The sequence below is a fragment of the Halomonas maura genome, from assembly GCF_030409305.1.
GTDB classification, from domain to species: domain Bacteria; phylum Pseudomonadota; class Gammaproteobacteria; order Pseudomonadales; family Halomonadaceae; genus Halomonas; species Halomonas maura.
Genome location: NZ_JAUFPQ010000026.1, coordinates 1 through 24,763, shown reverse-complemented (window position 1 = coordinate 24,763; position 24,763 = coordinate 1). Strand labels below are relative to the sequence as shown.

21 protein-coding genes are annotated in these 24,763 nt (G+C 69.7%); 7 read left to right on the top strand and 14 right to left on the bottom strand.

What is annotated here, in order from left to right:
- Nucleotides 1-50: 50 nt before the first annotated feature.
- Genes QWY76_RS17460 through QWY76_RS17445 form a run of 4 tightly spaced genes read right to left on the bottom strand, consistent with a single transcriptional unit; the run spans nucleotide 51 to nucleotide 3,806 of the window.
- The gene (locus tag QWY76_RS17460; protein ID WP_290312680.1) at nucleotides 51-854 is read right to left on the bottom strand and encodes an ABC transporter permease; all 804 of its coding nucleotides are present in this window, start codon (nucleotides 852-854) and stop codon (nucleotides 51-53) included.
- Nucleotides 851-1,609, bottom strand: coding sequence for an ABC transporter ATP-binding protein (locus QWY76_RS17455; protein ID WP_290312678.1), 759 nt, complete (start codon nucleotides 1,607-1,609; stop codon nucleotides 851-853). The genes QWY76_RS17460 and QWY76_RS17455 overlap by 4 nt, the downstream gene beginning before the upstream one ends.
- Nucleotides 1,606-2,583 carry a YVTN family beta-propeller repeat protein gene (locus tag QWY76_RS17450; protein WP_290312677.1) on the bottom strand — a complete coding sequence of 326 codons (978 nt, stop codon included), beginning with the start codon at nucleotides 2,581-2,583 and terminating at the stop codon, nucleotides 1,606-1,608. The genes QWY76_RS17455 and QWY76_RS17450 overlap by 4 nt, the downstream gene beginning before the upstream one ends.
- A gap of 14 nt (nucleotides 2,584-2,597) precedes the next feature.
- Complete coding sequence (locus tag QWY76_RS17445) at nucleotides 2,598-3,806, bottom strand: ABC transporter substrate-binding protein (RefSeq protein ID WP_290312675.1); 1,209 nt, start codon at nucleotides 3,804-3,806, stop codon at nucleotides 2,598-2,600.
- 251 nt (nucleotides 3,807-4,057) lie between these two features.
- Between QWY76_RS17445 and pedF the strand changes: the two genes are divergently transcribed.
- From pedF to adhP, 6 genes are all read left to right on the top strand, one after another.
- Nucleotides 4,058-4,477 carry a cytochrome c-550 PedF gene (gene pedF, locus QWY76_RS17440; protein WP_290312673.1) on the top strand — a complete coding sequence of 140 codons (420 nt, stop codon included), beginning with the start codon at nucleotides 4,058-4,060 and terminating at the stop codon, nucleotides 4,475-4,477.
- A gap of 5 nt (nucleotides 4,478-4,482) precedes the next feature.
- On the top strand, nucleotides 4,483-5,424 hold the full coding sequence (locus QWY76_RS17435; protein WP_290312672.1) for a substrate-binding periplasmic protein: 942 nt from the start codon (nucleotides 4,483-4,485) through the stop codon (nucleotides 5,422-5,424).
- Nucleotides 5,425-5,556: 132 nt separating this feature from the next.
- A complete protein-coding gene (locus QWY76_RS17430; RefSeq protein WP_290312671.1) occupies nucleotides 5,557-6,624 on the top strand; it encodes a sulfite oxidase in 1,068 nt (355 codons plus the stop codon).
- A 185-nt stretch (nucleotides 6,625-6,809) separates the two neighbouring features.
- Complete coding sequence (locus QWY76_RS17425) at nucleotides 6,810-8,600, top strand: PQQ-dependent methanol/ethanol family dehydrogenase (RefSeq protein WP_290312670.1); 1,791 nt, start codon at nucleotides 6,810-6,812, stop codon at nucleotides 8,598-8,600.
- Between the two features lie 186 nt (nucleotides 8,601-8,786).
- Nucleotides 8,787-10,307 carry an acetaldehyde dehydrogenase ExaC gene (gene exaC / locus QWY76_RS17420; RefSeq protein WP_290312668.1) on the top strand — a complete coding sequence of 507 codons (1,521 nt, stop codon included), beginning with the start codon at nucleotides 8,787-8,789 and terminating at the stop codon, nucleotides 10,305-10,307.
- Between the two features lie 109 nt (nucleotides 10,308-10,416).
- Entirely contained in the window at nucleotides 10,417-11,442 is a 1,026-nt protein-coding gene (adhP, locus tag QWY76_RS17415; RefSeq protein ID WP_290312667.1) for an alcohol dehydrogenase AdhP, read from the top strand.
- A 78-nt stretch (nucleotides 11,443-11,520) separates the two neighbouring features.
- On the opposite strand, the gene QWY76_RS17410 is transcribed toward adhP, so the two are convergent.
- From QWY76_RS17410 to QWY76_RS17380, 7 genes are all read right to left on the bottom strand, one after another.
- The gene (locus tag QWY76_RS17410) at nucleotides 11,521-11,760 is read right to left on the bottom strand and encodes a hypothetical protein (RefSeq protein WP_290312665.1); all 240 of its coding nucleotides are present in this window, start codon (nucleotides 11,758-11,760) and stop codon (nucleotides 11,521-11,523) included.
- Nucleotides 11,761-11,844: 84 nt separating this feature from the next.
- Complete coding sequence (locus QWY76_RS17405; RefSeq protein WP_290312663.1) at nucleotides 11,845-12,336, bottom strand: CreA family protein; 492 nt, start codon at nucleotides 12,334-12,336, stop codon at nucleotides 11,845-11,847.
- Between the two features lie 14 nt (nucleotides 12,337-12,350).
- On the bottom strand, nucleotides 12,351-12,719 hold the full coding sequence (locus QWY76_RS17400; protein WP_290312661.1) for a DOPA 4,5-dioxygenase family protein: 369 nt from the start codon (nucleotides 12,717-12,719) through the stop codon (nucleotides 12,351-12,353).
- Nucleotides 12,720-12,797: 78 nt separating this feature from the next.
- The gene (locus QWY76_RS17395) at nucleotides 12,798-14,033 is read right to left on the bottom strand and encodes a cyclic di-GMP phosphodiesterase (protein WP_290312659.1); all 1,236 of its coding nucleotides are present in this window, start codon (nucleotides 14,031-14,033) and stop codon (nucleotides 12,798-12,800) included.
- 75 nt (nucleotides 14,034-14,108) lie between these two features.
- On the bottom strand, nucleotides 14,109-15,047 hold the full coding sequence (locus QWY76_RS17390) for a carbon-nitrogen hydrolase family protein (RefSeq protein ID WP_290312657.1): 939 nt from the start codon (nucleotides 15,045-15,047) through the stop codon (nucleotides 14,109-14,111).
- 143 nt (nucleotides 15,048-15,190) lie between these two features.
- Entirely contained in the window at nucleotides 15,191-17,242 is a 2,052-nt protein-coding gene (gene betT / locus QWY76_RS17385; protein ID WP_290312656.1) for a choline BCCT transporter BetT, read from the bottom strand.
- Between the two features lie 186 nt (nucleotides 17,243-17,428).
- Entirely contained in the window at nucleotides 17,429-18,082 is a 654-nt protein-coding gene (locus QWY76_RS17380; protein WP_290312655.1) for a hypothetical protein, read from the bottom strand.
- 262 nt (nucleotides 18,083-18,344) lie between these two features.
- Here QWY76_RS17380 and QWY76_RS17375 point away from each other — a divergent pair, with 262 nt between their 5' ends.
- Nucleotides 18,345-19,703 (top strand): ArgE/DapE family deacylase, encoded by a 1,359-nt coding sequence (locus QWY76_RS17375; RefSeq protein ID WP_290312653.1) that lies wholly within the window; start codon nucleotides 18,345-18,347, stop codon nucleotides 19,701-19,703.
- 77 nt (nucleotides 19,704-19,780) lie between these two features.
- On the opposite strand, the gene QWY76_RS17370 is transcribed toward QWY76_RS17375, so the two are convergent.
- From QWY76_RS17370 to QWY76_RS17360, 3 genes are all read right to left on the bottom strand, one after another.
- Nucleotides 19,781-20,494, bottom strand: a complete 714-nt coding sequence (locus QWY76_RS17370; protein ID WP_290312651.1) for a response regulator — start codon at nucleotides 20,492-20,494, stop codon at nucleotides 19,781-19,783.
- Complete coding sequence (locus QWY76_RS17365) at nucleotides 20,491-21,930, bottom strand: ATP-binding protein (RefSeq protein ID WP_290312649.1); 1,440 nt, start codon at nucleotides 21,928-21,930, stop codon at nucleotides 20,491-20,493. The genes QWY76_RS17370 and QWY76_RS17365 overlap by 4 nt, the downstream gene beginning before the upstream one ends.
- Nucleotides 21,931-22,051: 121 nt before the next feature.
- Nucleotides 22,052-24,481, bottom strand: a complete 2,430-nt coding sequence (locus QWY76_RS17360; protein WP_290312647.1) for a DUF3772 domain-containing protein — start codon at nucleotides 24,479-24,481, stop codon at nucleotides 22,052-22,054.
- Between the last annotated feature and the right edge of the window lie 282 nt (nucleotides 24,482-24,763).

The following is a 24,763-nucleotide window of genomic DNA, read 5'->3' as shown; positions in this document are numbered from 1 at the left end:
ACGCCAAACGGCGTCGGGTGAACTACGACTTCCGTCGGCACCGCCCGGGCTCAGGCCCCCGCCGGGCGCCGCCATAGACCCCGCCGGGGATCGAAGGTCAGTACCGCCAGCAGGGCGAAGACCAGGGTCAGTCCCAGGCACCAGGCCAGCGGGGCGGCGGCCAGCTCCCGGTAGAGGGCGAAGCGCACCAGCTCGACGCCCTGGGTGAAGGGATTGTGGGCACACAGCCAGTAGAGCCAGGGCCCGGCCTCGCGCATCTTCCACAGCGGGTAGAGCGCCGAGGACAGGAAGAACAGCGGGAAGATCACGAAGTTCATCACCCCGGCGAAGTTCTCCAACTGGCGAATGCCGTTGGCCAGCAGCAGCCCCAGGCAGCCCAGCATCATGGCCACCAGCAGCAGCGCCGGCAGGGCCGTGAGCAGGCCCATCGCCGGCGGCTGGATGCCGTACAGCCAGGCGATGCCGAGGAAGGCGTAGACCTGCACCAGCGAGACCAGGGCGATGGCCAGCACCTTGCACAGCAGCAGGAAGGGACGCGGCAGCGGACTCATCAGCAGCACCTTCATGCTGCCCATCTCGCGGTCGTAGACCATCGACAGCGAGCCCTGCATGCCGTTGAACAGCAGGATCATGCAGCACAGCCCCGGGGTGATGTAGACCTCGTAGAGGATATAGGTGTCGTAGGGCGCCATGATCGAGACCCCGAGCACCGCCCGGAAGCCGGCGGCGAACACCACCAGCCACAGCAGCGGACGCACCAGGGCGCTGAAGAAGCGGCTGCGCTGCTGCACGAAGCGTCGCCATTCCCGGGCGCCGATCCCGACCAGGCAGTGCAGATAGGCGGTGGGGGTCATGCCGGTGTCTCCTCGAGCGCGGCGAGCCGGGCGTAGGCCTCGGGCAGGGAGTCGCTGCCGGTGCGACGGCACAGCTGGCGGGAGGGGCCCTGGGCGAGCACCCGGCCGCCACCGAGCATCACCACCGGGTCGTCGTGGCGGATCTCGTCGAGCAGGTGAGTGGTCCACAGCACGCTGACGCCCCGCTCGTGGCACAGCGCCCGGACATGGTCGTTGAGCGACGCGCGGCTGGCGACGTCGAGCCCCACGCTGGGTTCGTCGAGGACCAGCAGTCGCGGTTCGTGGAGCAGCGCGCGGGCGATCTCCAGGCGCCGCCGGTGGCCGCCGTTGAGGCGACGCACCCTGTCGTCGGCCCGCTCGGCGAGGCCGACCCGGGCCAGCTCCTCCGCGCAGCGACGACGGGCCTGGCGCCGCCCCAGGCCATGCAGGGCGGCATGGTAGAGCAGGTTCTGGCGCACGCTGAGTTCCAGGTCCAGGGTGGGCTGCTGGAACACCACCCCCAGACGCCGCCGCGCCGCCCGGGGATGCGCCGGCAGCGACAGGCCATCCAGGTGCAGGGTGCCGCGCTGCAGCGCCAGCAGGCCGGTGATCAGGCCGATCAGGGTGCTCTTGCCGGCGCCGTTGGGCCCGACCAGGGCGTGGAAGACGCCGCGCTCGAGGCGCAGGTCGACGCCCTCCAGCGCCTGGCGAGGCCCGTAGCGGTGGCCGAGGCCGATCGCCTCCAGCATGGGGAGCGAGCGCGTGTCGCCGTTCATGGCGTGACCACCACGTCCCAGGGGAAGCGGCCGACCCGCAGGGTCTTGGTCACCTTCCGCTCGGCGATATCGATCACCGAGACGTCGCCGCTCACGCCGTTGGTCACCAGCAGCCGGCGCTGGTCGGTATCGAAGGCCATGTGCCAGGCGCGCCGGCCCACCAGCAGGTAGTCCAGCACCTCGTAGCTCCGGGCATCGACGATGGCCACGTGGTTGGCCGGCCCCAGGGCGACGAAGGCGTAGCGACCGTCGTCGGTGAGCTCCACGCCCACCGGCTGGACCTTGTCGGGATGCACGCCGCGAATCGCGAAGCGCAGCTTGTGGCGGATCTCGCGGCTTGCCACGTCGATGATCGAGACGGTGCCGCCGATCTCCGCCGAGACCCACAGCAGGCTGCCGTCGGCGTTGAACACCAGGTCCCGCGGACGCTGATCGACCAGGGTGTTGTCGACCAGCGCGAGCGATTCGACGTCGATCCAGTGCACCATGTTGGTGGTCTCGCTGGTGTTGACCGCCAGGCGGCCGTCGGGGCTCACCGCCATGCCCTCGGGTTCCACCCCCACGTCGATCTGGGCCAGTACCTGGCGGCTGCGGGTGTCGACCACGGTGGCCAGGGCATCGTCCTCGTTGGCGATGAACAGCCAGCGGTCGTTGGGATGCAGGGCGAACTGCTCGGGATCCTCGCCGGACGGCAGCTCATGGAGGATCTCGCGAGTCGCCAGGTCGAGGACCTGCACGGTGTCCGAGTCGCTGGCGCAGATGTAGAGCAGGCGGCGGTCCGAGGACAGTGCCAGGCCGCGGGGACGCTTGCCCACCGCGATGGTGTCGACCACTTCCAGGCGATCGAGGTCGATCACCGAGAGGTTGTCGTCCTTCTCGTTGGAGACGTAGGCCAGCTCGGCAACGGCCGGGCCGGCACCCAGGCTCAGCAGCGCGGCGAGGGCGAGGTGTCGGGGCAGGGGGAAACGGCGCATGGCGGACCCTCCGGTCAGGTGTCGCGGGGCGTGTCGAGCAGTCGGCAGCGGCTCTCGGGGCGATCGAAGCCCAGGGTGTCGAGCTCGGTCTCGGGGTGCAGATAGCCTTGCTGGGGCGAGACGTCGACCAGGCCTCGCGGGTGGACCAGCGGAATCGGCTGGCGCAGCTGGCCGCTCCAGGGTCGGAAGGTGAGCTTGCGGCCCTTGAAGCCGTCCAGGGCCAGCTCGCCGCCCAGCAGGGCGTCACGCAGGCCCTGGGCCGAGGCGGCCTCGGTGAAGGTCACGGCGGTGGCGATGGCACGCACCCCGAGCCAGGCGGCATAGTCCGCCGACGTCATCCCGCGTCCGGCCAGCTCCGCGAAGCGGTTCTGCAGCTGCACGGCGCCGAAGGTCTCGACGGTGGGATGCCAGGCCCGTGGCGACAGCCCCTGGGTGCCGGCCACCGGACGCGGATACCAGGTCTGGTAGGGCAGGTACTCGCCGAAGTCGCCGCGCTCGTCGGCGACCACCACCACGTCGTAGGCGTCCTCGGTCTGGGTGAACAGCGGCATCTCGGCGGAGGCGCTGCGGCGCAGATCGGTGGCGAAGGTCCAGGGCTTGGTGGCGATGGCCTCGTGGCCGTAGCGCCGCATGGCCCGCTCGAGTGACCGGGCATAGGCACGATCGCCAGCGGTCTGGCCGACCACGACCAGCCATGATCGCCAGCGCCGCCTGGCCAGGAACTGGCCGAGGGCGTCGGTCAGCATGGCGCGGCTGGGCAGGGTGTGCAGCACGTTGGCCAGGCAGGTCTCGGTGCGCAGCGCATCGCTGGCGCTGCCGGCGTTGAACACCAGGCTGTCGTCCAGGGCGCGGGACACCGCGGTGAGCCGCTGCTCGGGCAGCCGGGTGACGAACAGCCGCACGCCCTGATCATGCAGGGCCCGGGCCGCGGCGACGAGCGCCTCGGGCGAGTCGATCTCGGGCGCCATCAGGCGGTAGTGCTGGTCCAGGAAGCGCCCGGTGGTGTTGCTGTCGCGGATGGCCAGTTCGGCCCCTCGCCGGCCGGCATCGGCCGGCTCGGGCGTCACGTTGGAGAGCACCGGGCCGCGGTCGGGCTGCCAGGCGAGATAACCGATGGGAACCTCCAGCGCCAGGGCCTGGCCGGCCAGCACCCAGCCGGCCAGCAGCGGCAGCAGCCGGGCCGGGCCGTGGCGGCGGGGGCCTGCTCGATAGCGTCGGGGCATGCCGTCCTCCCGGGGGATCGGTGGTGGCTATGGCGACCAGCCTAGGCCTGGCGCGGGGCTCGGCGACATATGCGCATGGTCGCGAACGGCTGCTACTTGCGACCCATGACTTCGGTCGCATACCCACCCGGGGTACGACCATGGGAGGAGCGCTTCGCGCACCAAAGCACCATGTCCGTGTCCCCGGGACCCCGCCTAGGCTGGAACCCGATGCTATCGGCCGTCTGGCCGCACAACCGGAGGGATGCAGCATGAACCACAGAACAACGCTGATGCTGGCCATGGGCCTGGGCGGCGCACTCGTCGCCGGGATGGCGCTGGGACATGGCAACGTCACCCCCCAGAAGGTCGATACCCGGGCCCTCGAGCCGCTCGGCGAGGAATGGGTCGAGGAAAACCCCTACCGCGCGCCCTACGACAAGCACGAGCTGGCCGTGGAGGTCGGCAAGTCCGCCTACAGCGAGAACTGCGCCCGCTGCCATGGACTGGAGGCCGTGTCCGGCGGCATCGCCCCTGACCTGCGCGAGCTCGAGAGCACGCCCTATGGCGACGAATGGTTCGTCGAGCGGGTGGTCAACGGGGCCGGCCAGATGCCCAAGATGGCCGACTACCTGAGCCAGGAGGCGCTGTGGGCGATCCGCACCTATGTGGAATCCCTGGAAACGGAGTGACACCCATGGGCCGGACCTTCCGCCATGTCCTGGGCCGATGCCTGTCCCCGCTGGTCATCTGGCTGGCGGTGGTCGGGTCGGCCCAGGCCCTGACCGAGGTGCGCGACCAGGAGCAGATCCTGGCCGCCGGGACGCTGCGGGTGGCGGTCTATCGCGATTTCCCCCCCTACAGTTTCACCGTCGAAGGCGAGCCCCGCGGCGTGGACGTGGCCATCGCCCGTGAGCTGGCGGCCGACCTGGGGGTCGAGCTGCGTCTCCACTGGCTGGCCCCCGACGAGACCCTGGGCGACGACCTGCGCAATGCCATCTGGAAGGGACACTACCTGCGCCCCGGCCAGATCGCCGACGTCATGATGCGGGTGCCCTACGACCGTGACTATGCCTTCCGCATGAATGCCCTTGGCGAGGTGGAGAACGAGCTGGTGCACATGTTCGCCCCCTACCAGGTGGAGCGTTGGCAGCTCGCCTACGATGCCGAGCGTCTCGATGGGGTGGCCTCCCTGGCCCTCTTCCAGCACCATCCCATCGGCGTACAGATCGACCAGATTCCCGACTTCTACCTGTCCTCGGCCTTTCGGGGGCGGCTCAACGCCCAGACCCACCGCTATCGCACGCCGCGCCAGGCCTTCCAGGCCATGCACGACGGCGAGGTGGCGGCGATGATGGCGATGCGCGCCCAGGTGGAGTGGCTGCTGGGCGAGGCCGATGCCCCGGACGGCCGCTATCGCCTGGCCGACGAGGCCTTCCCCCAGCTCGGCAAGCGGCAGTGGCAGCTGGGGCTGGCGGTCCACGAGGTCAACCGCTCCCTTGCCTATGCCCTGGAAGACACCATCATGCGGCTGATCCGCAGCGGCGAGATGGCGCGCCTCTACGCGGCGTACCACCTCGGCTACGAGGTGCCGGCGATGTACCGCTCGCTGCGTGCCGCCGAGGACGCGCCGCCCTGAGCGACCCGGCAGCCCCGTTGGCCGATCCCGACCGCCACGCCGGCGTTGCCGGGGCCTATACTGAGTGGACACCCACCCCCCGATCGTAGGCAGCGATCACTGCGGCCGTCCCTCGGGCGCACGGAGGTCGGTATGGCCTCGGATTTCACCCTCGAAGAGTTGCAGTCGGCGACCCGCAACCACGGCATGCCCCTGGAGGGCCTGGCCTACGCGACCACCCCCCCGGGCATGCACTATGTGCTCACCCATTTCGATATTCCCCGGGTCGATCCCGGGACCTGGCGACTCGAGGTCGACGGCCGGGTCGCCCGGTCACTGTGCCTGTCGCTGGAGGACCTCCGCGCGCGGCCGCGGGTGACCCAGCCGGTGACCCTGGAGTGCGCGGGCAACGGCCGGGCACGGCTCGAGCCCCGGCCGCACAGCCAGCCCTGGCTCGACGAGGCGGTGGGCACCGGCGAATGGACCGGGACCCCGCTGGGACCGCTGCTGCAGCAGGCCGGGCTGCTCGATGACGCCAAGGAGGTGCTGTTCAGCGGGCTGGACCGCGGCGAGCAGGGCGAGATCGTCCAGTGGTACCAGCGCGCCCTGTCCGCCGCCGACAGCCTGCGCCCGGAGGTGCTGCTGGCCGACGAGATGAATGGCGCGCCGCTGCCGCCCCAGCACGGTTTCCCGCTGCGACTGATCGTGCCCGGCTGGTATGGCATGGCCCAGGTGAAATGGCTGCACCGCATCACGGTGCTCGACGAGCCGTTCTGGGGCTACCAGCAGAACGTCTTCTACCGCATCGCCCAGGACGACGACGATCCCGGTGTCCAGCTGACGCGCATCTATCCCCGCGCCTTGATGGTGCCGCCGGGGATGCCGGTGTTCGAGACCCGCGAGCGCCTGCTGTCCCCCGGGCCGCTGACCCTGCATGGCCGTGCCTGGTCGGGCTGGGGAGCCATCGCCCGGGTCGACGTCAGCACGGATGCGGGCGAGCACTGGCATCAGAGCGAGCTCGAGCCGCCGTCGGCGCCCCACGCCTGGCAGGCGTGGTCCTGGACCTGGGAGGCCGAGGAGGGCCGCCACGAGCTGCTCTGCCGGGCCACGGACGCGGCCGGCAACGTGCAGCCCCTGTGGCCCCGGTGGAACCTCAAGGGGGTCGCCAACAATGCGGTCCAGCGCCTGGCGGTCCGGGTGCGCCACGAGCCGGAAGCCTGAGCCCCCGGGCGGCGGGCCACGCCGCGCGCGTCTCTCGACCCCCGGGTCGTGCGACCAAGGAAGGAGGGCAATTGCGTCCAGAGTGCCGTTGAGGGCAGCCCGGCCCTCGCCAAGACTGAGTCCACACCCACGGGGCCTCGTGCGCCGGGGCGGGAAGACAACAACAGACTCAGAGGGCTTTCACGATGATTCGACTCGGCACTCGAACTCCCTTCGCCTTGACCACCCTGGTGGCCTCGCTGGTGATGGCTGGCGCCGCCCAGGCCGCCGTCACCGACGACGATATCGCCAACGACCAGGCCACCCCCGATGACGTGGTCACCAATGGCATGGGCTGGCGGGGCCAGCGCTTCAGCCCGCTGGAGACCCTCAACAGCGACAACGTCGAGCGGCTGCAGCCGGCCTGGGCCTTCTCGCTGGGGGGCGAGAAGCAGCGCGGCCAGGAGTCCCAGCCGATGGTCAAGGACGGGGTGATGTACATCACCGGCTCCTACTCGCGGGTCTACGCGGTGGATGCGCGCACCGGGGAGGAGCTCTGGCAATACGAGGCGCGCCTGCCCCAGGGCATCATGCCCTGCTGTGACGTGATCAATCGCGGCGTGGCCCTCTATGAGGACCTGGTGATCTTCGGCACCCTGGACGCCCGGCTGGTGGCCTTGAACAAGGACACCGGCAAGGTGGTCTGGCGTCAGAAGGTGGCCGAGTACGAGGAAGGCTATTCGATCTCCGCGGCGCCACTGATCGTCAAGGGCAAGCTGATCACCGGCGTGGCCGGGGGTGAATTCGGCGTGGTCGGCAGGATCAGCGCCTACGACCCCACCAATGGCGAGCCGCTGTGGACCCGGCCCACGGTGGAAGGCCACATGGGCTATGTCTACGAGGACGGCGAGGCCATCGAGAACGGCATCACCGGGGGCGAGGCCGGCAAGACCTGGCCGGGCGAGATGTGGAAGAACGGCGGCGCGGCGCCCTGGCTTGGCGGCTTCTACGATCCCGAGATCGACAAGCTGCTGATCGGGACCGGCAACCCGGCCCCCTGGAACTCCCATCTGCGGCCGGGCGACAACCTCTACTCCTCCTCGCGGCTGGCGATCGATCCGGATGACGGCAGCATCTCCTGGCACTTCCAGACCACGCCTCATGACGGCTGGGACTTCGACGGCGTCAACGAGCTGATCTCCTTCGACTACGAGGAGGGTGGCGAGGTCGTGAAGGCGGCCGCCACCGCCGACCGCAACGGCTTCTTCTACGTGCTCGATCGCACCGACGGGGACTTCATTCGCGGCTTCCCCTTCGTCGACGAGATCACCTGGGCCTCCGGGCTCGACGACAACGGCCGCCCGCTCTACAACGATGAGCGCCGGCCCGGCGATCCCCGCGAGGGCGGTGGCGAGGGCGAGTCGGTGTTCGTCGCGCCCTCCTTCCTGGGCGGCAAGAACTGGATGCCGATGGCCTACAGCCAGGACACCGGCTACTTCTACGTGCCGTCCAACGAGTGGGGCATGGACATCTGGAACGAGGAGGTGGCCTACAAGCAGGGAGCGGCCTACCTGGGCGCCGGCTTCACCATCAAGCCGCTCAACGAGGACTACGTCGGGGTGCTGCGCGCCATCGACCCGAGGACCGGCGAGACGGTCTGGCGCTACAACAACTACGCGCCGCTGTGGGGCGGGGTGATGGCCACCGCCGGCAACCTGGTGTTCACCGGCAACCCGGAAGGCTACCTGATGGCCTTCGATGCCCGCAGCGGCGAGAAGCTCTACGAGTTCAACACCGGCTCGGGGATCGTCGGCACGCCCATCACCTGGGAGATGGACGGCGAGCAGTACGTCTCGGTGATGTCCGGCTGGGGCGGCGCCGTGCCCCTGTGGGGCGGCGAGATCGGCAAGCGGGTCAAGGACTTCAACCAGGGCGCCATGCTGTGGACCTTCAGGTTGCCCGGCCAGGCCGCCAGCGAGGGACTGGTCAGCCGCTGAGTCGAGATGCGGCCCCGGCGTCCGGCCGGGGCCGCGGACTACGACCAAAGACCCCCATCGGCTGCTGCCAAGGCAGGATGGGCGAACGAGCAGAATTCACTACCCTCTAATGCATGCGGTTCGCCCGGCCTGCCGTCGTCGGCGGCGGGCGGACCCCCAGAGAGTCCAACAGGCAGGAGTGCTCCCATGATCTACGCCAACCCCGGTAGTCCCGATTCCCCGGTGTCCTTCGCGCCCCGTTACGGCAACTACATCGGCGGCGAGTTCGTCGCGCCGCTCAAGGGGCAGTACTTCGACAACGTCAGCCCGGTCAACGGCGAGGCGTTCTGCGAGATTCCCCGCTCCACCGCGGAGGACATCGACAAGGCGCTGGACGCCGCCCACGCGGCCGCGCCGGCCTGGGGCCGGACCTCGGCCACCGAGCGGTCCAACCTGCTGCTCAGGATCGCCGACCGCCTCGAGGCCAACCTCGAGATGCTCGCCGTCGCCGAGACCTGGGACAACGGCAAGGCGGTGCGCGAGACCCTGAACGCCGACATTCCCCTGGCCGTGGATCACTTCCGCTACTTCGCCGGCTGTATCCGCGCCCAGGAGGGCACCGCGGCGGACATCGATGCCAATACGGTGTCCTACCACTTCCACGAGCCGTTGGGCGTGGTGGGCCAGATCATCCCCTGGAACTTCCCCATCCTGATGGCCGCCTGGAAGCTGGCCCCGGCACTGGCCGCCGGCAACTGCGTGGTGCTCAAGCCCGCCGAGCAGACCCCGGTGTCGATCCTCAAGGTCATGGAACTGGTCGGCGACCTGCTGCCGCCCGGGGTGGTCAACGTGGTCAACGGCTACGGCGCCGAGGCCGGCCAGGCGCTGGCCACCAGCCAGCGGATCGCCAAGATCGCCTTCACCGGCTCGACCCCGGTGGGCGCGCACATCCTCAAGTGCGCCGCGGAGAACATCATCCCCTCCACCGTGGAGCTGGGCGGCAAGTCGCCGAACATCTACTTCGCCGACATCATGGACGCCGAGCCGGAGTTCATCGACAAGGCCGCCGAGGGCCTGGTGCTGGCCTTCTTCAACCAGGGCGAGGTGTGCACCTGCCCGTCCCGGGCGCTGATCCAGGAGGATATCTACGACACCTTCATGGCCAAGGTGATGGACAAGGTGACGACCATCCAGCGTGGCAACCCGCTGGACACCGACGTCCAGGTTGGCGCCCAGGCCTCCCAGGAGCAGTTCGACAAGATCATGTCCTACATGGACGTCGCCCGGGAGGAGGGCGCCGAGTTCCTCACCGGCGGCGACAAGGAGAGTTTCGACCCGGCCTTCGAGAAGGGCTATTACATCCAGCCGACGCTGCTCAAGGGCCACAACAAGATGCGCGTCTTCCAGGAGGAGATTTTCGGCCCGGTGGTGGCGGTGACCACCTTCAAGGACGAGGCCGAGGCGCTGGCCATCGCCAACGACACCGAGTTCGGCCTCGGCGCCGGGGTATGGAGCCGTGACATGAACGTGGCCTTCCGCATGGGGCGCGGCATCCAGGCCGGCCGGATCTGGACCAACTGCTACCATCAGTATCCGGCCCATGCCGCCTTCGGCGGCTACAAGAAGTCCGGCGTGGGCCGCGAGACCCACAAGGTGGCCCTCGAGCACTATCAGCAGACCAAGAACCTGCTGGTCAGCTACGACACCAATCCGCTGGGCTTCTTCTGAGCCCCGGCCCCGGGCGCTTGCCCGGGGCCACTTCCCTGATGAGTCGATGCCCGGTGCCGCCATGCGGCAGCACCGGACTCTGTCAACCCGACGGTGAGGAGCAGGAATCATGGACAAGACGATGCAAGCCGCCGTGGTGCGGTCCTTCGGCGAGCCGCTGAGCCTGGAAGAGGTCGAGGTACCCCGCCCGGGACGCGGCGAGATCCTGGTCAAGGTGGCCGCCTCCGGGGTCTGCCACACCGATCTGCATGCGGCCCACGGCGACTGGCCGGTCAAGCCCGAGCCGCCCTTCATCCCCGGCCACGAGGGCGTCGGCCACGTCGCGGCCGTGGGCGAGGGCGTGACCCATCTCCAGGAGGGCGACCGGGTCGGGGTGCCCTGGCTGTATTCCGCCTGCGGCCACTGCGAGCACTGCCTGGGGGGTTGGGAGACCCTGTGCGAGTCCCAGCAGAACACCGGCTACTCGGTGAACGGCGGCTTCGCCGGCTACACCCTGGCCGATGCCGGCTATGTGGGTCGCCTGCCGGACAATGTCGACTTCCTGGAGATCGCGCCGGTGCTCTGCGCCGGGGTCACCGTCTACAAGGGCCTCAAGATGACCGACACTCGCCCCGGCCAGTGGGTGGTGATCTCCGGCATCGGCGGGCTCGGCCATATGGCGGTGCAGTACGCCAAGGCCATGGGGCTCAACGTCGCCGCGGTGGATATCGACGACGCCAAGCTGGCGCTGGCCAAGCGGCTCGGTGCCAGCGTGACGGTCAACGCCATGACCACCGACCCGGCCGCCTACCTCAAGCGCGAGATCGGCGGCGCCCACGGCGTGCTGGTCACCGCGGTGTCGCCCAAGGCCTTCGAGCAGGCCCAGGGGATGGTGCGCCGCGGCGGCACCATCTCGCTCAACGGCCTGCCGCCCGGCGACTTCCCGCTGCCGATCTTCGATACCGTGCTCAACGGCATCACCGTGCGCGGCTCCATCGTCGGCACCCGCCAGGACCTGCAGGAGGCCCTGGACTTCGCCGGCGAGGGCAAGGTCAAGGCCACGGTGCATGGCGACCGGCTGGAGAACATCAACGACGTCTTCCAGCGCATGATCGAGGGTCGGATCGAGGGGCGCGTGGTGCTCGACATGCGCTGATCGAGGTTGACCAAGGCATGACCGGGGGTGGCGGATGCCATCCCCGGTTTTTGCGTATGGTGGAGCCGGTGGTTTCCCTCAGGGGCGCATCACCATCTTCGCCTCGGTGAGTCGCTTGACCACGCTCTTGAAGCTGTTCTTGAGGACCAGCATCTCGCCGTTGGCCAGGGTGACCACGGCCACCGGCTCGTGGCGGGGTTCGTTCTCCGCCTCGATCTCGGGACGGATCTGGGCGATCTGGTCGAGATGCAGCAGCAGCACGAACTCCTCCTCGGTGGAGGGGTAGTCGCTGACGACCTCGATGAAGCGGTGACTCATGGGCGTTCGCTCGACAGCGGTATGTGTCCCTCAGTGTAGTCGAGGCCCGGCCGGGCCCCTCTTCACCCCGCGCGTCGCCGGCCCCTACCGCGATGGCGGGGTCTGCCAGGCCTGGGTGCCCCACAGCGGCACGCTGCTCAGGGCATGCTTGAAGCTGCCGCTGGTCTCCTTGGTGCTGTAGGCCAGGTACAGCAGGGTCTGGCTCTCGGCATCGAAGATCCGCCGCAGCTTGAGGCTCTTGAACAGCACGCTCTGGGAGCGCCGGTAGAGCAGCTCGCCGTCCGCCGAGGTGTCGATGTCGGCGAGCATCTCGGCGGTAATGGGGCCGGTCTGGCGGCAGGCCAGGCTGGTGTCGGACGGGTCGGCCAGGTCCAGGTCGGCGTCGATGTTGCTGAGGTGGCAGGTCACCCCGGGCACCTTGGGATCGGAGAGGCTCTCGATCTTGATGTCCTTGGTGGTGAACAGGCCCAGGGAGACGTCGCCGACCTCGTTGCCGGCGTCGCAGCCGGCGAGCAGGAGGGCGGCAAGGGTCGGGGCCAGTCGGCGCAAGGGGCCGGCGGGGAAGGGGAAGCGCATGGGCGATAGCGTGGTCAGTGGTCGTCGTGGAAGAGGCTCAGGTCGAGCGGATGGCTGCGGCCCAGCCATATCACCCCCTGGGTATGGTCGAAGCGGTCGTCGCCGGTGCCGACATGCACGAAGACATCCAGCGCGCCGCGGTTGAGGGCCAGCCAGGGCACGACCTCGCCGAACAGCTCGGCGGCAAAGGACAGCTGGCAGCTCCACAGCGGATGCGGGCCCACCGGACGCTCGTGGAAGCGACCCACCCGGATCGCGAAACGCTCGGCGGCGGCCTCGGCCACGCGGCGAGCCTCGGCCAGCCCCGCCGCATCCTCGTAGTAGAGGTGGGCATGGTAGTAGCTGATCCGGCGCGGGTCGGTGAGGGGCGGGGTGTCGCTCATGGCATCTCCTGGCTGGGGCCTCAGGGTAACCGCTGCGCGGCGGCAACGCGAGGCGGCCCCCTGACCGGGCCCCGGGCGTCAGCCATCGGGCATCGGCAGGCTGTCCAGCTGGACCCCGTAGGCGCCCGGCGGGAGCGTCTTGTCCACCGACAGCCGGAACCCGCCGAGGGCCGGTTCGGCGAGATCGACCCGCCGCCCGGGGATGGCCGCCTTGCGTTCGTCGAGCTTGACCAGCACCTGGGGGCGGAGCGGCTGGTCGGGCACCTGCGCGACCACGATGCCGACCATGCCGTTGTTGAGCTCGACCAGGGTGCCGAGGGGATAGAGCCCGATCCAGTCGATGAAGCGGTCGACCAGCCGGCCATCGAACAGGTGTCGCCGGCCCTGGTGAAGGATGCCCAGGGCCTCGGTCGCCGGACGGGCCGGGCTGTAGACGCGGTCGCTGGTGATGGCGTCATAGGTGTCGACGATGGCGAGGATCCGCGCGGCCTCGCCGATGTCCCGGGCCGGCTTGCCGCGGGGGTAGCCGCTGCCGTCGAGGCGCTCGTGATAGTCCCGGCAGGCGATCTTGACCGCCGTCGGGAGGTGCGGGTCGTCCTCGAGCATGGCGTAGCCATGCAGCACATGCCCCTGGACGTGCGCGAACTCCTCCTCGGTGAGCGGGCCGGGCTTGTCGAGTATCGCCTGGTCGAGGCGCATCTTGCCCACGTCGTGCAGCAGGCCGGCGAGGCCCAGTTCCTCGAGCCGTGAGCGCTCGTGGCCCAGGTGCTGGCCGAAGGCCATGGCCAGGATGGCGACGTTGAGGCCGTGCTCCAGCCGGTAGGCGCCGCGGTGCTTGAGGCGCGTCAGCCAGACCAGGGTATCGGGGACCACCTCCAGGGCCGCGATGAGCCGGCCGATCTCCCGCTGCAGCGTCGGCAGGCGGCGATACCAGTCATGCTCGTCGCGCATCAGGCGCTGCAGCGTGCGCTGGGTCTTGATATACAGCTGCTCGGCGTGGTGTACCTCGCGGGGATCGCTGGACATGATCGCCGGGCTGCGTCGTTCCTCGGCGGGCAGCGGCGCGAACTCGGCGAGGTCCGGCGGGATCTGCAGGGCAGACAGGATCGCCTGCACCTGGGGTTGGGAGCGCTGCGGGTCGACATACACCGAGCGGCAGTAGCTGCGCAGTCGGCGCAGGTCGGAGCGACCCCGTTTCAACAGGTGCGGCGGGACCATCCAGGGACGATCGAGGGCGGCGATGTACATGCCGTTCTCGAGCAGGCTGACCGGCACTTCGACCAGGCGCGTGCCGACCTCAGGGTCCTGTTGCATGACGCTGTCTCCGGCTGTCATGGCCTGGCTACAGTTATAGACCATTCGCCGTGACGGCGCGGCCGTCGAGCCCGCTCAGTCCTCGAAGCGGGCCGGGACGCGGGGTGTCCGGTCCACGCTCAGCGAGAAGAGGTCGGGGCGGCCGTAGTGGCCGCCGACGTCCAGGGTGCGTCGCGCCCGCCGTGCCGCCGCGGCGTCGATGTCGGCATAGAGAATGCCCTTCTGCCGGTGCAGGGGGCCGGCGACCACCTCCCCGCCCGGGGCGACCACGGTGGCGTCTCCGGGATTGATCCACTCGTCCGGCGAGAACAGCCGGTCGCGTTCGGGGAAGTCCGCCGGGACGTCGCTCCCCTGCAGGGCGGTCGCGGTGGCGAGCACCCAGCAGCCGCCTTCCCTGGCGATATGCCGCAGGCTGGCCAGGCGCGTCTCGCCGGCGTCCCAGGTCGGGTTGATGAACAGCTCCATCCCCTGGGCGTAGAGCGCGAACCGGGCCAGCGGCATGTAGCACTCCCAGCAGATCAGGGTGCCGAGGCGCCCGGCCGGGGTGTCCACGACCCGCAGCCCGCTGGCATCGCCCTGGCCCCAGACCATGCGCTCCGGGTTGGTCGGCATCAGCTTGCGGTGGCGGTTGAGCAGGCCGCCGTCCGGCCCGATCACCACCACGCTGTTGTACAGGGTGGTGCCACTGAAGCGGCCATCCCGCTCATGCAGGCCGATCACCAGCGTCACGGCGTTGCGGGCCGCGGCCTCCTGGAGGGGACGCAGATGATCCCGGTCAAGGTCGATGGCGTTGTCCCACAGGCGGGCATGGATCTCGCCGGACAGGGCCATGTCGCCCCCCGGCCGCAGGCGCCAGATCCAGGTGGGATAGCCGGGCAGGTAGGCCTCGGGAAACACCAGCAGGCCGGCTCCCGAGGCGGCGGCCTCATCGGTCAGGGCGACAGCCCCCTCCAGGCTGGCGTCACGGTCGAGCAGGCGCGGCGGGGTCTGGATGATGGCGACACGGGTTGCCATGGTCGTTTGCTCCCCTCGAGTCGGCGGTGGCCATCGCCTATCACTATGGTCGCAATCCGTCGATCTGTCTGCCGCCCGGCCGGGCCCAAACGAAAGCGGCGACCCCGTGGGGTCGCCGCTCGCGTTCCGGTCCTGGGCGTGGCTCAGGCCGGGCTGAGGTCCTGGGGCGGCTCGCCCACCGCCCCCGGCATCGCCTGGACGCTGGCGCCGCCCTCGCCGGCCAGGGCGAGGAAGTGCAGGTGACGCTCGTACTCGGAGAGCACGTCGCCGAGCACCTGGCCGCGGGTGTAACCGTTGAGGTCCTTGTCCGCGCCACCCTCGGTCAGGTAGACGTCGAGGCGCACATAGTAGTCGTCGTCCGCCGGCAGGAAGCTCGGGGTGCGCAGGCGGTGGGCGCGCACCTGGTAGACGAAGCCATGGGCGTCGTCGAACTCCGCCTGCAGGGTCAGCTGCGGCAGCGGTTCGCCCTCGACCGCTTCCTCGGTCACCGAGGCCGACTGGCCGCGGCTCTCGAGCTCCTCGGCGAACTGGCGCAGGGCCGGCCGGATGGCGTGCTCGACGGTGGCGGCGGCGCCGTCCCGGGTGGAGGTGTCCAGCGCCCGGTCGAGGCGCTCCCGCCAGTCGCCGCCCGGCGCGGTGCCGCTGACCTGGCGGCGGGCCTCGGCCTTCTTGTTCTCCAGACGCAGCGCCCGGGTCATGCCGGCCATGATGGCGAAGATCACCAGCGAGAAGGGCAGGGCGGTGATCACCACGGCGCTCTGCAGCGCCGACAGGCCGCCGGCCATCAGCAGGGCCACGGTGACCAGGCCGATGGCCACGGACCAGAAGATGCGCAGGCGGATCGGCGCGTCGTGGTTCACGTCCGACAGGATCGAGGTGAAGTTCGCCAGCACCAGGGCGCCGGAGTCGGCGGAGGTGACGAAGAACACGATGCCCAGGATCGTCACCACCGAGGCGGTGATGCCGATGTAGGGGTACTGCTCGAGGAAGGTGTAGATGGTGGTCTGGGGCGTGTTGAGCGCCTGCTCGCCCAGTTCGACGAGCCCCTGGTTGGCGACCATCTCGATGCCGCTGTTACCGAAGATCGACATCCAGGCCATCATGAAGCCCAGCGGGATCAGCAGGGCGCCGGTGACGAACTCGCGGATGGTGCGCCCGCGCGAGATGCGTGCCAGGAACAGGCCGACGAAGGGCGTCCAGGCGATCCACCAGCCCCAGAAGAAGATCGTCCACCAGCCCTTCCACTGCTGGGCATCCGCCCCGGCGAAGGCATAGGTGTCGAAGCTCTTGCCGATGAAGCCGCCGAGGTAGTCGCCGGCGTTGAGCACCAGGGCATCGAGCAGGTGCAGGGTATCGCCCTGGAAGAGCACGAACAGCAGCAGGGCGGCGGCCAGCCCCATGTTGAACTCGGACAACCGGCGGATGCCCTTCTCGACGCCGGTGACCACCGAGATGGTCGCCAGTATCACCACCAGCACGATCAGCACCACCTGGGTGGCGAGGCTCTCGGGCACGCCGAACATGAAGGTCAGGCCGTAGTTCAGCTGCATCACGCCGATGCCGAGGCTGGTGGCGATGCCGAACACGGTGGAGATCACCGCAGTGATATCCACGGCGTTGCCGATGGGGCCGTTGATGCGCTTGCCGAGCAGCGGGTAGAGGGCGCTGCGGATGGCCAGCGGCAGGCGATGGCGATAGCTGAAGTAGGCCAGCGCCATGCCCATCAGCACGTACATGCCCCAGCCGGAGAGCCCCCAGTGGAGGAAGGTCTGGGGCACGGCGGCGCGCATCGCCGCGGCACTCTCCGGGGCCATGTCCGGCGGCGTCAGGTAGTGGGACAGCGGCTCGGCCACGCAGAAGAACAGCAGGTCGATGCCGATGCCGGCGGCGAACAGCATCGAGGCCCAGGACACCAGAGAGAACTCGGGGCGCGAGTGGTCGGGACCGAGGCGGATCGAGCCGACCCGCGAGCAGCCGATCACCACCACGAAGGCGAGATAGATCACGGCGGCCAGCATGTAGTACCAGCCGAAGGTGTCATTCACCCAGGCCAGGCCGGCGTCGAAGAAGGCGCCGGCCTCCTGGGTGAACGTCATCGTCAGGACCAGGAACACCACGATGCCCGCCACGCTGCCGTGGAAGACCGTGGGGTTGATCCGATCCCGTCGCTGGGGAAGGGCGGTGTAATCCGTCATTCAGTGAGACTCCTGTTGTTGGGGGTGACTCTTTTTTTTAAATGAACGTTCAAATAAAATACGCACATCTCGTGTCGTCTGCAAGTCGGTCACCCGGTCGGGGTGGGAATCTCGAGGTTGAGTGAGAGGGGGAAACGCAGACGCCCGGCACGGGGCCGGGCGTCCTGGCAGGCGGGCAGGGCGGCGTCAGCCGGCGTCGGGGCGCGGCGGGTGATCGCCGCCGTGGTGCGGGCCGGGGCCGTGGCGGCCGGGCCGCATGGCCTCGCGCAGCTGGCTCAGCTGCGCCTCGTCGAGGCGTTCGGCGAGAGCCTCATGGTACTCCGTGCGCAGCCCCTCCCAGGCCGCCCGGCGATCCTCGCGGCTGTCGAAGGTCCGGTCGTGCAGCGCCTGCGCCTCGGCATGGAAGGCGTCACGCTGCTCGCGGAGTGCCTCGCGGCTCGCCTCGTCGAGCTGCCACTCGTCGAACAGGGCTTCCAGGCGTGCCTCGCGGGCCTGGCGCTGCTCGGCGCGCCATTCCTGGCGCATCTCGCGCCTGGCCTGTTCGAGGGCCGCACGCTGGTCGTCATCGAGGATCTCGTCGAGCCGCTCGCGGTAGTCCTGACGCAGCGCCTGCTGCGCCTGGTGATGCTCGGCGCGGGCCGCGGCCAGGGCGTCACGCGTCTCGGCGTCGAGGCCGGCACGCTCGAAGAGCGCCTCGCGCTGCTCGGCGTGGGAGGGGCCACCCCTGACGTATCGCTCGCCTTCACCGGGCTCGGCGCTGGCGGAGAGCGCCAGGGGAGCGATGGCGGCGGCCAGCAGGGCGGGCGCGAACAGCTTGCGGGTCAGGCTCAACTTCTTCATGTCGGGCATTCCTTGTGGCCTTGGGTTGACGCTTGCAGTGTCGCCCGGCGTCGTGCAAGCGCCGTGGACCCAGGGTGCAAAGACCGGGCAAGTGCCTGCAGCACGGTGCGGCCTCGCCGACGGGCGAGTCAGCCCTTCGCCGTCGAGGGCTCCTTGGCCGGCCCGGCGCCATCCTCATGACGACCGGCTCGGTGCGGGGCGTTCTCGCCAAGGGATATATACTTCGGGGAGACCGACAGGGGCTGTCCCGAGGGCCGCGAGGATGATCAGGCGCACTTCGCTCATCGACATCGACCGTATCCGTGAGAATCTCGTCTCGCTGATCCGCATCCCCTCCGTCACCGGCCAGGAAGACGCGGCGGTGTCCCATATCGCCAACTGGCTCCAGCGATTCGATGCCGAGATCGCCTACTGGAACGATGGCATCGCCTCGCTGCAGCGCGATCCCCGCTACCCGGGCCATGAGGTAGAACGCGCCTGGGCGCCGGTGGTGGTCGGCGTGCTACGCGGCGAGCAGCCCGGCCCTTCGGTGCTCTTGACCGGGCATGTGGACGTGGTGCCACCCGGCGACTATGACCACTGGCATGACGAGCCCTTTTCGGGGGTGGCACGCGGTGATCGCATCTTCGGTTGCGGCGCCTCGGACATGAAAGCCGGCCTGGTGGCGGCCATGGCGGCGTTCGAGGCCTTCGCCGACAGCGGCCGGAACTTTCCCGGACGCCTCATCTTCGCCGCCGTACCGGCCGAGGAGGACAGCGGGCTCGGCACCCTGGCGGCCATCCGCGGTGGCTGGCATGCCGATGCGGCCATCATCCCCGAGCCCACGCTGGGGCCGGAGGGCGTTCCGCAGCTGGTCATCGCCCACGCCGGGGCCATGTCGCTGAGGATCCGGATCACCGGCAAGTCGGCCCATGCCAGCCGGCGGCTGCAGGGCGAAAGCGCGCTGGATCATTTCATCACCGTCTACCACGCCATGCGCGAACATGAGCAGGCCCTGAACGCCGGCGCCCCCCATCCCTTGATGCAACGGCATCCGCTGCCCTATGCCACCAACGTGGGCACCATCCAGGGCGGCCTGTGGTCATCGACGGTCATGAATTCCCTGGAGGCCCAGGTCCGCGTCGGCGTGGCCCTCGACGAGACCATCCAGCAGGCCGAGGAGCGCTTCCGGAGCAGCATCATGACCGCCATCGGCGATGACCCCTGGCTCCGGGATCATCCGCCGGAGATCCGCCTCCTGGCATCCGGGTTCGGATCCGCCCAGATCCGTGAGGACCATCCGCTGGTGACGTCGTTGGCCGAGGCCACGGAGGAGGAGTTCCGGAAGACGGCTCCCATCACCGGGATGCCCTATGGCTGCGACATGGCCGGTTGGGTGCGGCTGGCGGGTGTTCCCACGGTGGTGTACGGGCCCGGCGAGATCGAACTGGCGCATGCCCCGGACGAATCCGTGTCGCTGGAGGCGACGTATCGGGTGGCACGCGTCCTGGTGAAGGCGACCGAACGGTTGCTGGAAACGGATCTGGAGGACCTCGGGCTGCACCATGACGGCGAGGGTCCGTCGGGTGGAGGCGCGGGAGCGTCCGGCGATCGCCACCGAGATCGAGGCAGCGATCGATGAGCGTTCATGGTGTGAGATCCCGGTCCAGGATCACGCCCGGGTGATGATTCGCCCCCTGCCCACGCGCCCCTGCAGGCTCACTCCTCCGGCTGGTACTTGTAGCCCACGCCGTAGACCGAGCGAATGATCTCGCGCTCGGGCCAGACCTCGGCGATCTTCTTGCGCAGCTTCTTGATATGGCTGTCCACGGTGCGCTCGGAGACGATGCGGTGATCGCGGTACATGTGATCCATCAGCTGTTCCCGGGAGAAGATGCGCCCGGGCGACTGCATCATCACCCGCAGCAGCTGGAATTCCACCGCCGTCAGTCCCAGGTCCTGGCCGTCGGCCAGCGCCCGCCAGCCGTCCTCGTCCAGGCTCAGGGTGTTGCCGTTACCGGCCGTCTCCGGGGCCTCGGCGGCGCGGCTGCGGCGCAGCACGGCCCGGGCCCTGGCCACCACCTCGCGGGGGCTGAACGGCTTGCAGATGTAGTCGTCGGCGCCGAGCTCCAGGCCCAGCAGCCGGTCGACCTCCTCGACCCGGGCGGTGAGCATGATGATGGCCACGCGTGGCCAGCGCTGGCGAATCTCCCCGCACAGCGTCAGGCCATCGGTGCCCGGCAGCATCAGGTCGAGCAGCACCAGCTCCGGACGGGCCTCCTGGGCCTCGAGCCAGGGCAGGACCTTGTCGCCGTGGTCGATATGGTGGCAGTCGAAGCCACTGCCCTCCAGGTAATCCGCCACCAGGCGGGCGATCTTGGGCTCGTCCTCGACGATCAGGACGCGGTCGGTCGCGGGGTCCGGGGCAATCATGCGTCATCCTCCCTGAGTTGATGTTCGGCGATGGCCGGAAAGGTCAGCGTCCAGCATAGCCCGCCGAGCGACGACGGGTTGGCGACCATCTCGGCGCCGTGGGCCCGGGCCAGGGCCATGGCGATGGACAGCCCCAGGCCGCTGCCGCCGCTGGCGCGGCTGCGCGACCCCTCGACCCGGTAGAGGCGTTCGGTGAGTCGCGGCAGTTCGGCCTCGGGCACCCCCGGCGCGCTGTCCTCCCAACTCACCTGCCAGCCCTCGCCGGTGGCCGCGAGGCGCACCCTCAGCCGGCCCGGGGGGGAGGTGTAGGCGCAGGTGTTGTCCAGCAGGTTGGTCCACAGCTGGCGCAGGCGCTGGGTGTCGCCGCGGATCCAGGCCGGGCCCTCGATGTCGCTGTCCAGCGTGAGGCGGCTGTCGGCCAGCCAGGCGGCGGCCTCGTCGAGGCGGGCGGCGAGGCTGGCGGCGAGGTCCAGGGGCGCCAGCTGGACCTCCAGGGCCCCGGCATCGCTCTGGGACAGCAGCCGCAGGTCGGCCACCAGGCGCTCGAGCTGGTCGACCTCCTGGGCCAGCGAGCCGAGGTTGTCCAGGTCCAGCGGACGGATGCCGTCCTGCATGGCCTCGATCTCGCCGCGCAGCACGGCGAGCGGCGTGCGCAGCTCGTGGGCGATGTCCGAGACCCAGCGGCTGCGCGCCTCGCGGCTGGCCTCCAGGGTGGCCGCCAGGACGTTGAAGTCGCGTGCCAGGCTGGAGAGTTCGTCGCGGCCGCGCTCGGCCAGGCGGGTGCTGTAGTCGCCCTCGGTGAGGCGCCGGGTGGCCAGGGTCATGCCCCGGGTGCGGCGGCCCAGCCACCAGGACAGGCCGCCCGCCAGCAGCAGGGAGGCCAGCCCCAGGGCGGCGACGATGATCGCCAGGTTACGGCGCTGCTGGGAGAGGAAGATCCGGTCCATGCGCGCCATCAGCTGCTGGGGCGGTCGGTAGCCCAGGGTGCCGACCCGGGCGCCGGCGCTGACGATCGGCAGCCAGCGCAGCTCCGCCGCTTCCAGGTCGTTGTCCGGCGGCAGCCCGATCACCGGCAGGCCGTCGGCGTCATGCAGCACGAAGTCCTTGGGATCCCCCAGGCGGCGCTCGATGCCCTCCGGCGGCGGGGCATCCCCCGGCCACAGCTGGCGGCGCACCAGGTGGTGCCAGGTGCGCGGCGACTGGCGCAGCCACTGCCAGTCGCCGCGCCAGGCCCATTCATCGGCGAGGCCCTTGGCCAGGGTCTCGGCCCGCCGGGTCTGGGTGCGGTCCAGGTACTCGATGAATCCCTGGTCGAGGCTGCGCGACACGGCGATGAAGACCAGCCCGGAGATGGCCACGTTGACCACCAGGATGATCACGAACAACTTGATCCCGAGCCGGGACACGGCCGGGGTGAAGACGCGTCGTAGACGCATGCAGGGCTCCGCTAGCGTGATGGGGGCAAGATGCCACAACCTATCATCGGTGACCGTGATGGAGGCATTGGGCAGGAAGTGTGCAGATAGTGTGCAGCCTCGCCGGTATCGGTGACCGGCGTCAGTCGCCGGTCGCTCCGGCCTGGGGGCGGTTCCCGGCGGCGCGGCCCTGGAGGGCGGCCAGCAGCGATTCGAGCCCCTGGAAATGGACCTCTCGCTGGGGGAAGGGAATCCCGATGCCGGCCTCGTCCAGCGCGCCATAGACGGCGAACAGCAGCTCCGACCTGACGCTGAGCAGGTCGCCGACGTCACGCAGGTAGCAGCGCAGCTCGAAATCGAGCGAGTTCTCGCCGAGCCCGATGAACAGCACGGCGGGGGCCGGGACGGTCAGCACCGCCGGCTGGGCCCGGGCAGCCTCCAGCAGGATCGTGCGGGTGCGCTCCAGGTCGCTGCCATAGGCGATGCCCACGGGAAGCACGAGGCGGCCGGTGTGGGAGGTCAGGGTCATGTTCTTGACGGTCTCGGCGATCAGCGCCGAGTTCGGCACGATCACGTCATGGCGATCGAAGGTCTCGATGCGGGTGGAGCGCACGGCGATCTTGCGCACATAGCCGGAATAGCCGGAGACCTCGATCCAGTCGCCTTCCTTGATGGGACGCTCGATCAGCAGGATGATCCCCGAGACGAAGTTGGAGACGATGGCCTGCAGGCCGAAGCCGATCCCCACCGAGAGGGCCCCGGCCACCACGGCGAGGCTGGCGAGGTTCAGTCCCGCCGAGGAGACCGCCGTGAGCGCGGCGATGGTCAGGCCGAGATAGCCGACGCCGGTGACCAGGGCGGTTTGAGCCCCCGGATCCATGCGCGTGCGGGGCAGCACCGTGGCACGCAGCAGGCGCTGCAGCCAGCGCGTGACCAGCAGCCCCAGTGAGAAGACCAGCACCAGGGTGATCAGCATCTCCAGCGAGATGCGCGTCTCGCCGAGTTGCACGCCATCCGTCAGCAGCCGCCAGATCTCGGCGATATCGGTGGGCCGGGCGCCCCAGACCAACGCCAGCAGCGGGGCCAGGGCCAGGCTGAGCAGGAAGACGGTGCCGATGGGGATGAGCCCGAAGCCGTCGGCCAGGGTCGTGGCGTCCCGGCCCAGGGCGTCCTCCAGGGTGCGGATGACGAGGAAGTAGACCACCAGGGCGATGCCGATAAGTCCCAGTGTGATGGCCATCGGGACCAGGGCCTGTCGCGCCAGGTTGTCATAGCCGGCGATGACGAGGAGCCCGCCGATCAACGCCGAGAACGTCATCAGCCGGGCCAGCAGGCCGAGGAAGCCTTTCGCTCGTTGCGGCGCGTGCTCCGTGGAGGGCGGGCCCGTCGCCTCCCCGGTGTCGCCTTGCGGCCTGCCGAGCAGGCTGCCGAGGCGCCAGAACAGCAGGCCGCCCAGCAGGATGACCGGCGTCGAGAGCACGCCGATGGTGGCCGGGGTGTAGGTGAAATCCTGCTCGAGGGATGTCAGGGCCAGCTCCAGGGCGACGAAGACGCCGAGGCTCTGGCTGAGCAGCAGACCGTGTCGTGCCTGGGTGTCATCCAGGGGCAGCGGGCGCCGCAGGGGAAGGTTCGGACGGAAGATGAGGTGTCCCAGCCAGTGGCCCAGCACGATGAAGAAGGCCATGGCCGGCAAGGTGTCGGCCAGCTTGCCGGCGGAGACCGGGGTCACGTCGGCGATGCGGACCACGACCACCAGGGCGGCGGCGGCGACGGCCGGAATCAGCAGGCGGGCCAGGCTGTTGAGGGTCGAGAAGGCCCAGCGCTGCGAGCGAGATTCCGTCCGGGGGATGCGTGCCTCCAGCCGCCGGGTCACGAACGGCTGGCCCCATAGCACCAGCAACAGGGCCAGCCCCGGCAGCACCAGGGCCGCCGGCAGGATTCGCACCAGGTGCTCCCTGACCCCTGGCATGGCGAGCCGGGCCTGGAGCTCGCCCTCGAGCTGGTCGCCGTAGGCGCCGAGCTCCTCCAGGGCCTGCAGCCATCGGCCGGGAACCAGCGGGGAGGGGTTACGGATCAGCAGTTCCTGGGTGATCTGTTCCCGGATCAGGGTATCGGTCTCGGCAATCAGCAGGTTGGCGCGCTCGTAGGCTTCCTCCGCCGCGACGATGGGCGCCTTGGCGCTGGCCAGGGCCGCGCCGAGCTCGGCCCGACGGCCGGCCAGCTCCTCGGACTCCGTCACGCCCTCCTCGGGCGGAGGGCCCAGCGAGGCCAGCTGGGCCTGCAGCGCGCGCACGCCGATGTTGGTCTCCTGGGTCATGCGGAAGGCCTGGTCGCGCTGCTTGGCCAGGCGGGCGCGGACATTCTCCAACAGCGACTTGGAGGCGTTGCGCTCATCGAGGAGCTCCTCGGCCAGCGCCGCGGTGCGCTCCCAGGTGGAGAAGGGCTCGTCGGGCAGTTCCGGTTCCTGGGCCGCCGCCGACAGGGCCACGCACACCATCAGCGACAGCGCGGCCAGCAGGCCGCGGCGGCATCGCACGGCGGACGAGGTCGTCGGCATCGCGCAAGACTGCATCCCCCACCCTCCCTGAAGCGATATCCGGGCCAGCCACCGGCGGCGCCCGCCTTCCCTCTGCGGCCCTTGATGGGGGCGATACGGGCCCGGCGCCAGGGCATCCTCTGAGCCTAGGTTACCGACCGCTCCGCCGCGAGAGCGGCAGGGTGCCCCTGGCCTACAGCGTCAGCCGGAACAGGATCAGCGGCGGCGAAAGCAGCGAGAGGATGAACCCGCTGACCACCGCCACCGGCACGCGGGTCACGCCGCCGTGCGGCTGGCTGACCCCGGGAGAGCGGCAGG

Excerpts from the sequence above, each read along its gene's own strand:
- adhP (WP_290312667.1), top strand. The coding sequence starts at position 10,417 with ATGGACAAGACGATGCAAGCCGCCGTGGTGCGGTCCTTCGGCGAGCCG.
- QWY76_RS17425 (WP_290312670.1), top strand. The coding sequence starts at position 6,810 with ATGATTCGACTCGGCACTCGAACTCCCTTCGCCTTGACCACCCTGGTG.
- QWY76_RS17445 (WP_290312675.1), bottom strand. The coding sequence starts at position 3,806 with ATGCCCCGACGCTATCGAGCAGGCCCCCGCCGCCACGGCCCGGCCCGG.
- QWY76_RS17390 (WP_290312657.1), bottom strand. The coding sequence starts at position 15,047 with ATGGCAACCCGTGTCGCCATCATCCAGACCCCGCCGCGCCTGCTCGAC.
- QWY76_RS17380 (WP_290312655.1), bottom strand. The coding sequence starts at position 18,082 with ATGAAGAAGTTGAGCCTGACCCGCAAGCTGTTCGCGCCCGCCCTGCTG.
- QWY76_RS17400 (WP_290312661.1), bottom strand. The coding sequence starts at position 12,719 with ATGAGCGACACCCCGCCCCTCACCGACCCGCGCCGGATCAGCTACTAC.
- betT (WP_290312656.1), bottom strand. The coding sequence starts at position 17,242 with ATGACGGATTACACCGCCCTTCCCCAGCGACGGGATCGGATCAACCCC.
- pedF (WP_290312673.1), top strand. The coding sequence starts at position 4,058 with ATGAACCACAGAACAACGCTGATGCTGGCCATGGGCCTGGGCGGCGCA.
- QWY76_RS17375 (WP_290312653.1), top strand. The coding sequence starts at position 18,345 with ATGATCAGGCGCACTTCGCTCATCGACATCGACCGTATCCGTGAGAAT.
- QWY76_RS17410 (WP_290312665.1), bottom strand. The coding sequence starts at position 11,760 with ATGAGTCACCGCTTCATCGAGGTCGTCAGCGACTACCCCTCCACCGAG.
- QWY76_RS17455 (WP_290312678.1), bottom strand. The coding sequence starts at position 1,609 with ATGAACGGCGACACGCGCTCGCTCCCCATGCTGGAGGCGATCGGCCTC.
- exaC (WP_290312668.1), top strand. The coding sequence starts at position 8,787 with ATGATCTACGCCAACCCCGGTAGTCCCGATTCCCCGGTGTCCTTCGCG.
- QWY76_RS17430 (WP_290312671.1), top strand. The coding sequence starts at position 5,557 with ATGGCCTCGGATTTCACCCTCGAAGAGTTGCAGTCGGCGACCCGCAAC.
- QWY76_RS17365 (WP_290312649.1), bottom strand. The coding sequence starts at position 21,930 with ATGCGTCTACGACGCGTCTTCACCCCGGCCGTGTCCCGGCTCGGGATC.
- QWY76_RS17395 (WP_290312659.1), bottom strand. The coding sequence starts at position 14,033 with ATGCAACAGGACCCTGAGGTCGGCACGCGCCTGGTCGAAGTGCCGGTC.
- QWY76_RS17360 (WP_290312647.1), bottom strand. The coding sequence starts at position 24,481 with ATGCAGTCTTGCGCGATGCCGACGACCTCGTCCGCCGTGCGATGCCGC.
- QWY76_RS17460 (WP_290312680.1), bottom strand. The coding sequence starts at position 854 with ATGACCCCCACCGCCTATCTGCACTGCCTGGTCGGGATCGGCGCCCGG.
- QWY76_RS17405 (WP_290312663.1), bottom strand. The coding sequence starts at position 12,336 with ATGCGCTTCCCCTTCCCCGCCGGCCCCTTGCGCCGACTGGCCCCGACC.
- QWY76_RS17435 (WP_290312672.1), top strand. The coding sequence starts at position 4,483 with ATGGGCCGGACCTTCCGCCATGTCCTGGGCCGATGCCTGTCCCCGCTG.
- QWY76_RS17450 (WP_290312677.1), bottom strand. The coding sequence starts at position 2,583 with ATGCGCCGTTTCCCCCTGCCCCGACACCTCGCCCTCGCCGCGCTGCTG.
- QWY76_RS17370 (WP_290312651.1), bottom strand. The coding sequence starts at position 20,494 with ATGATTGCCCCGGACCCCGCGACCGACCGCGTCCTGATCGTCGAGGAC.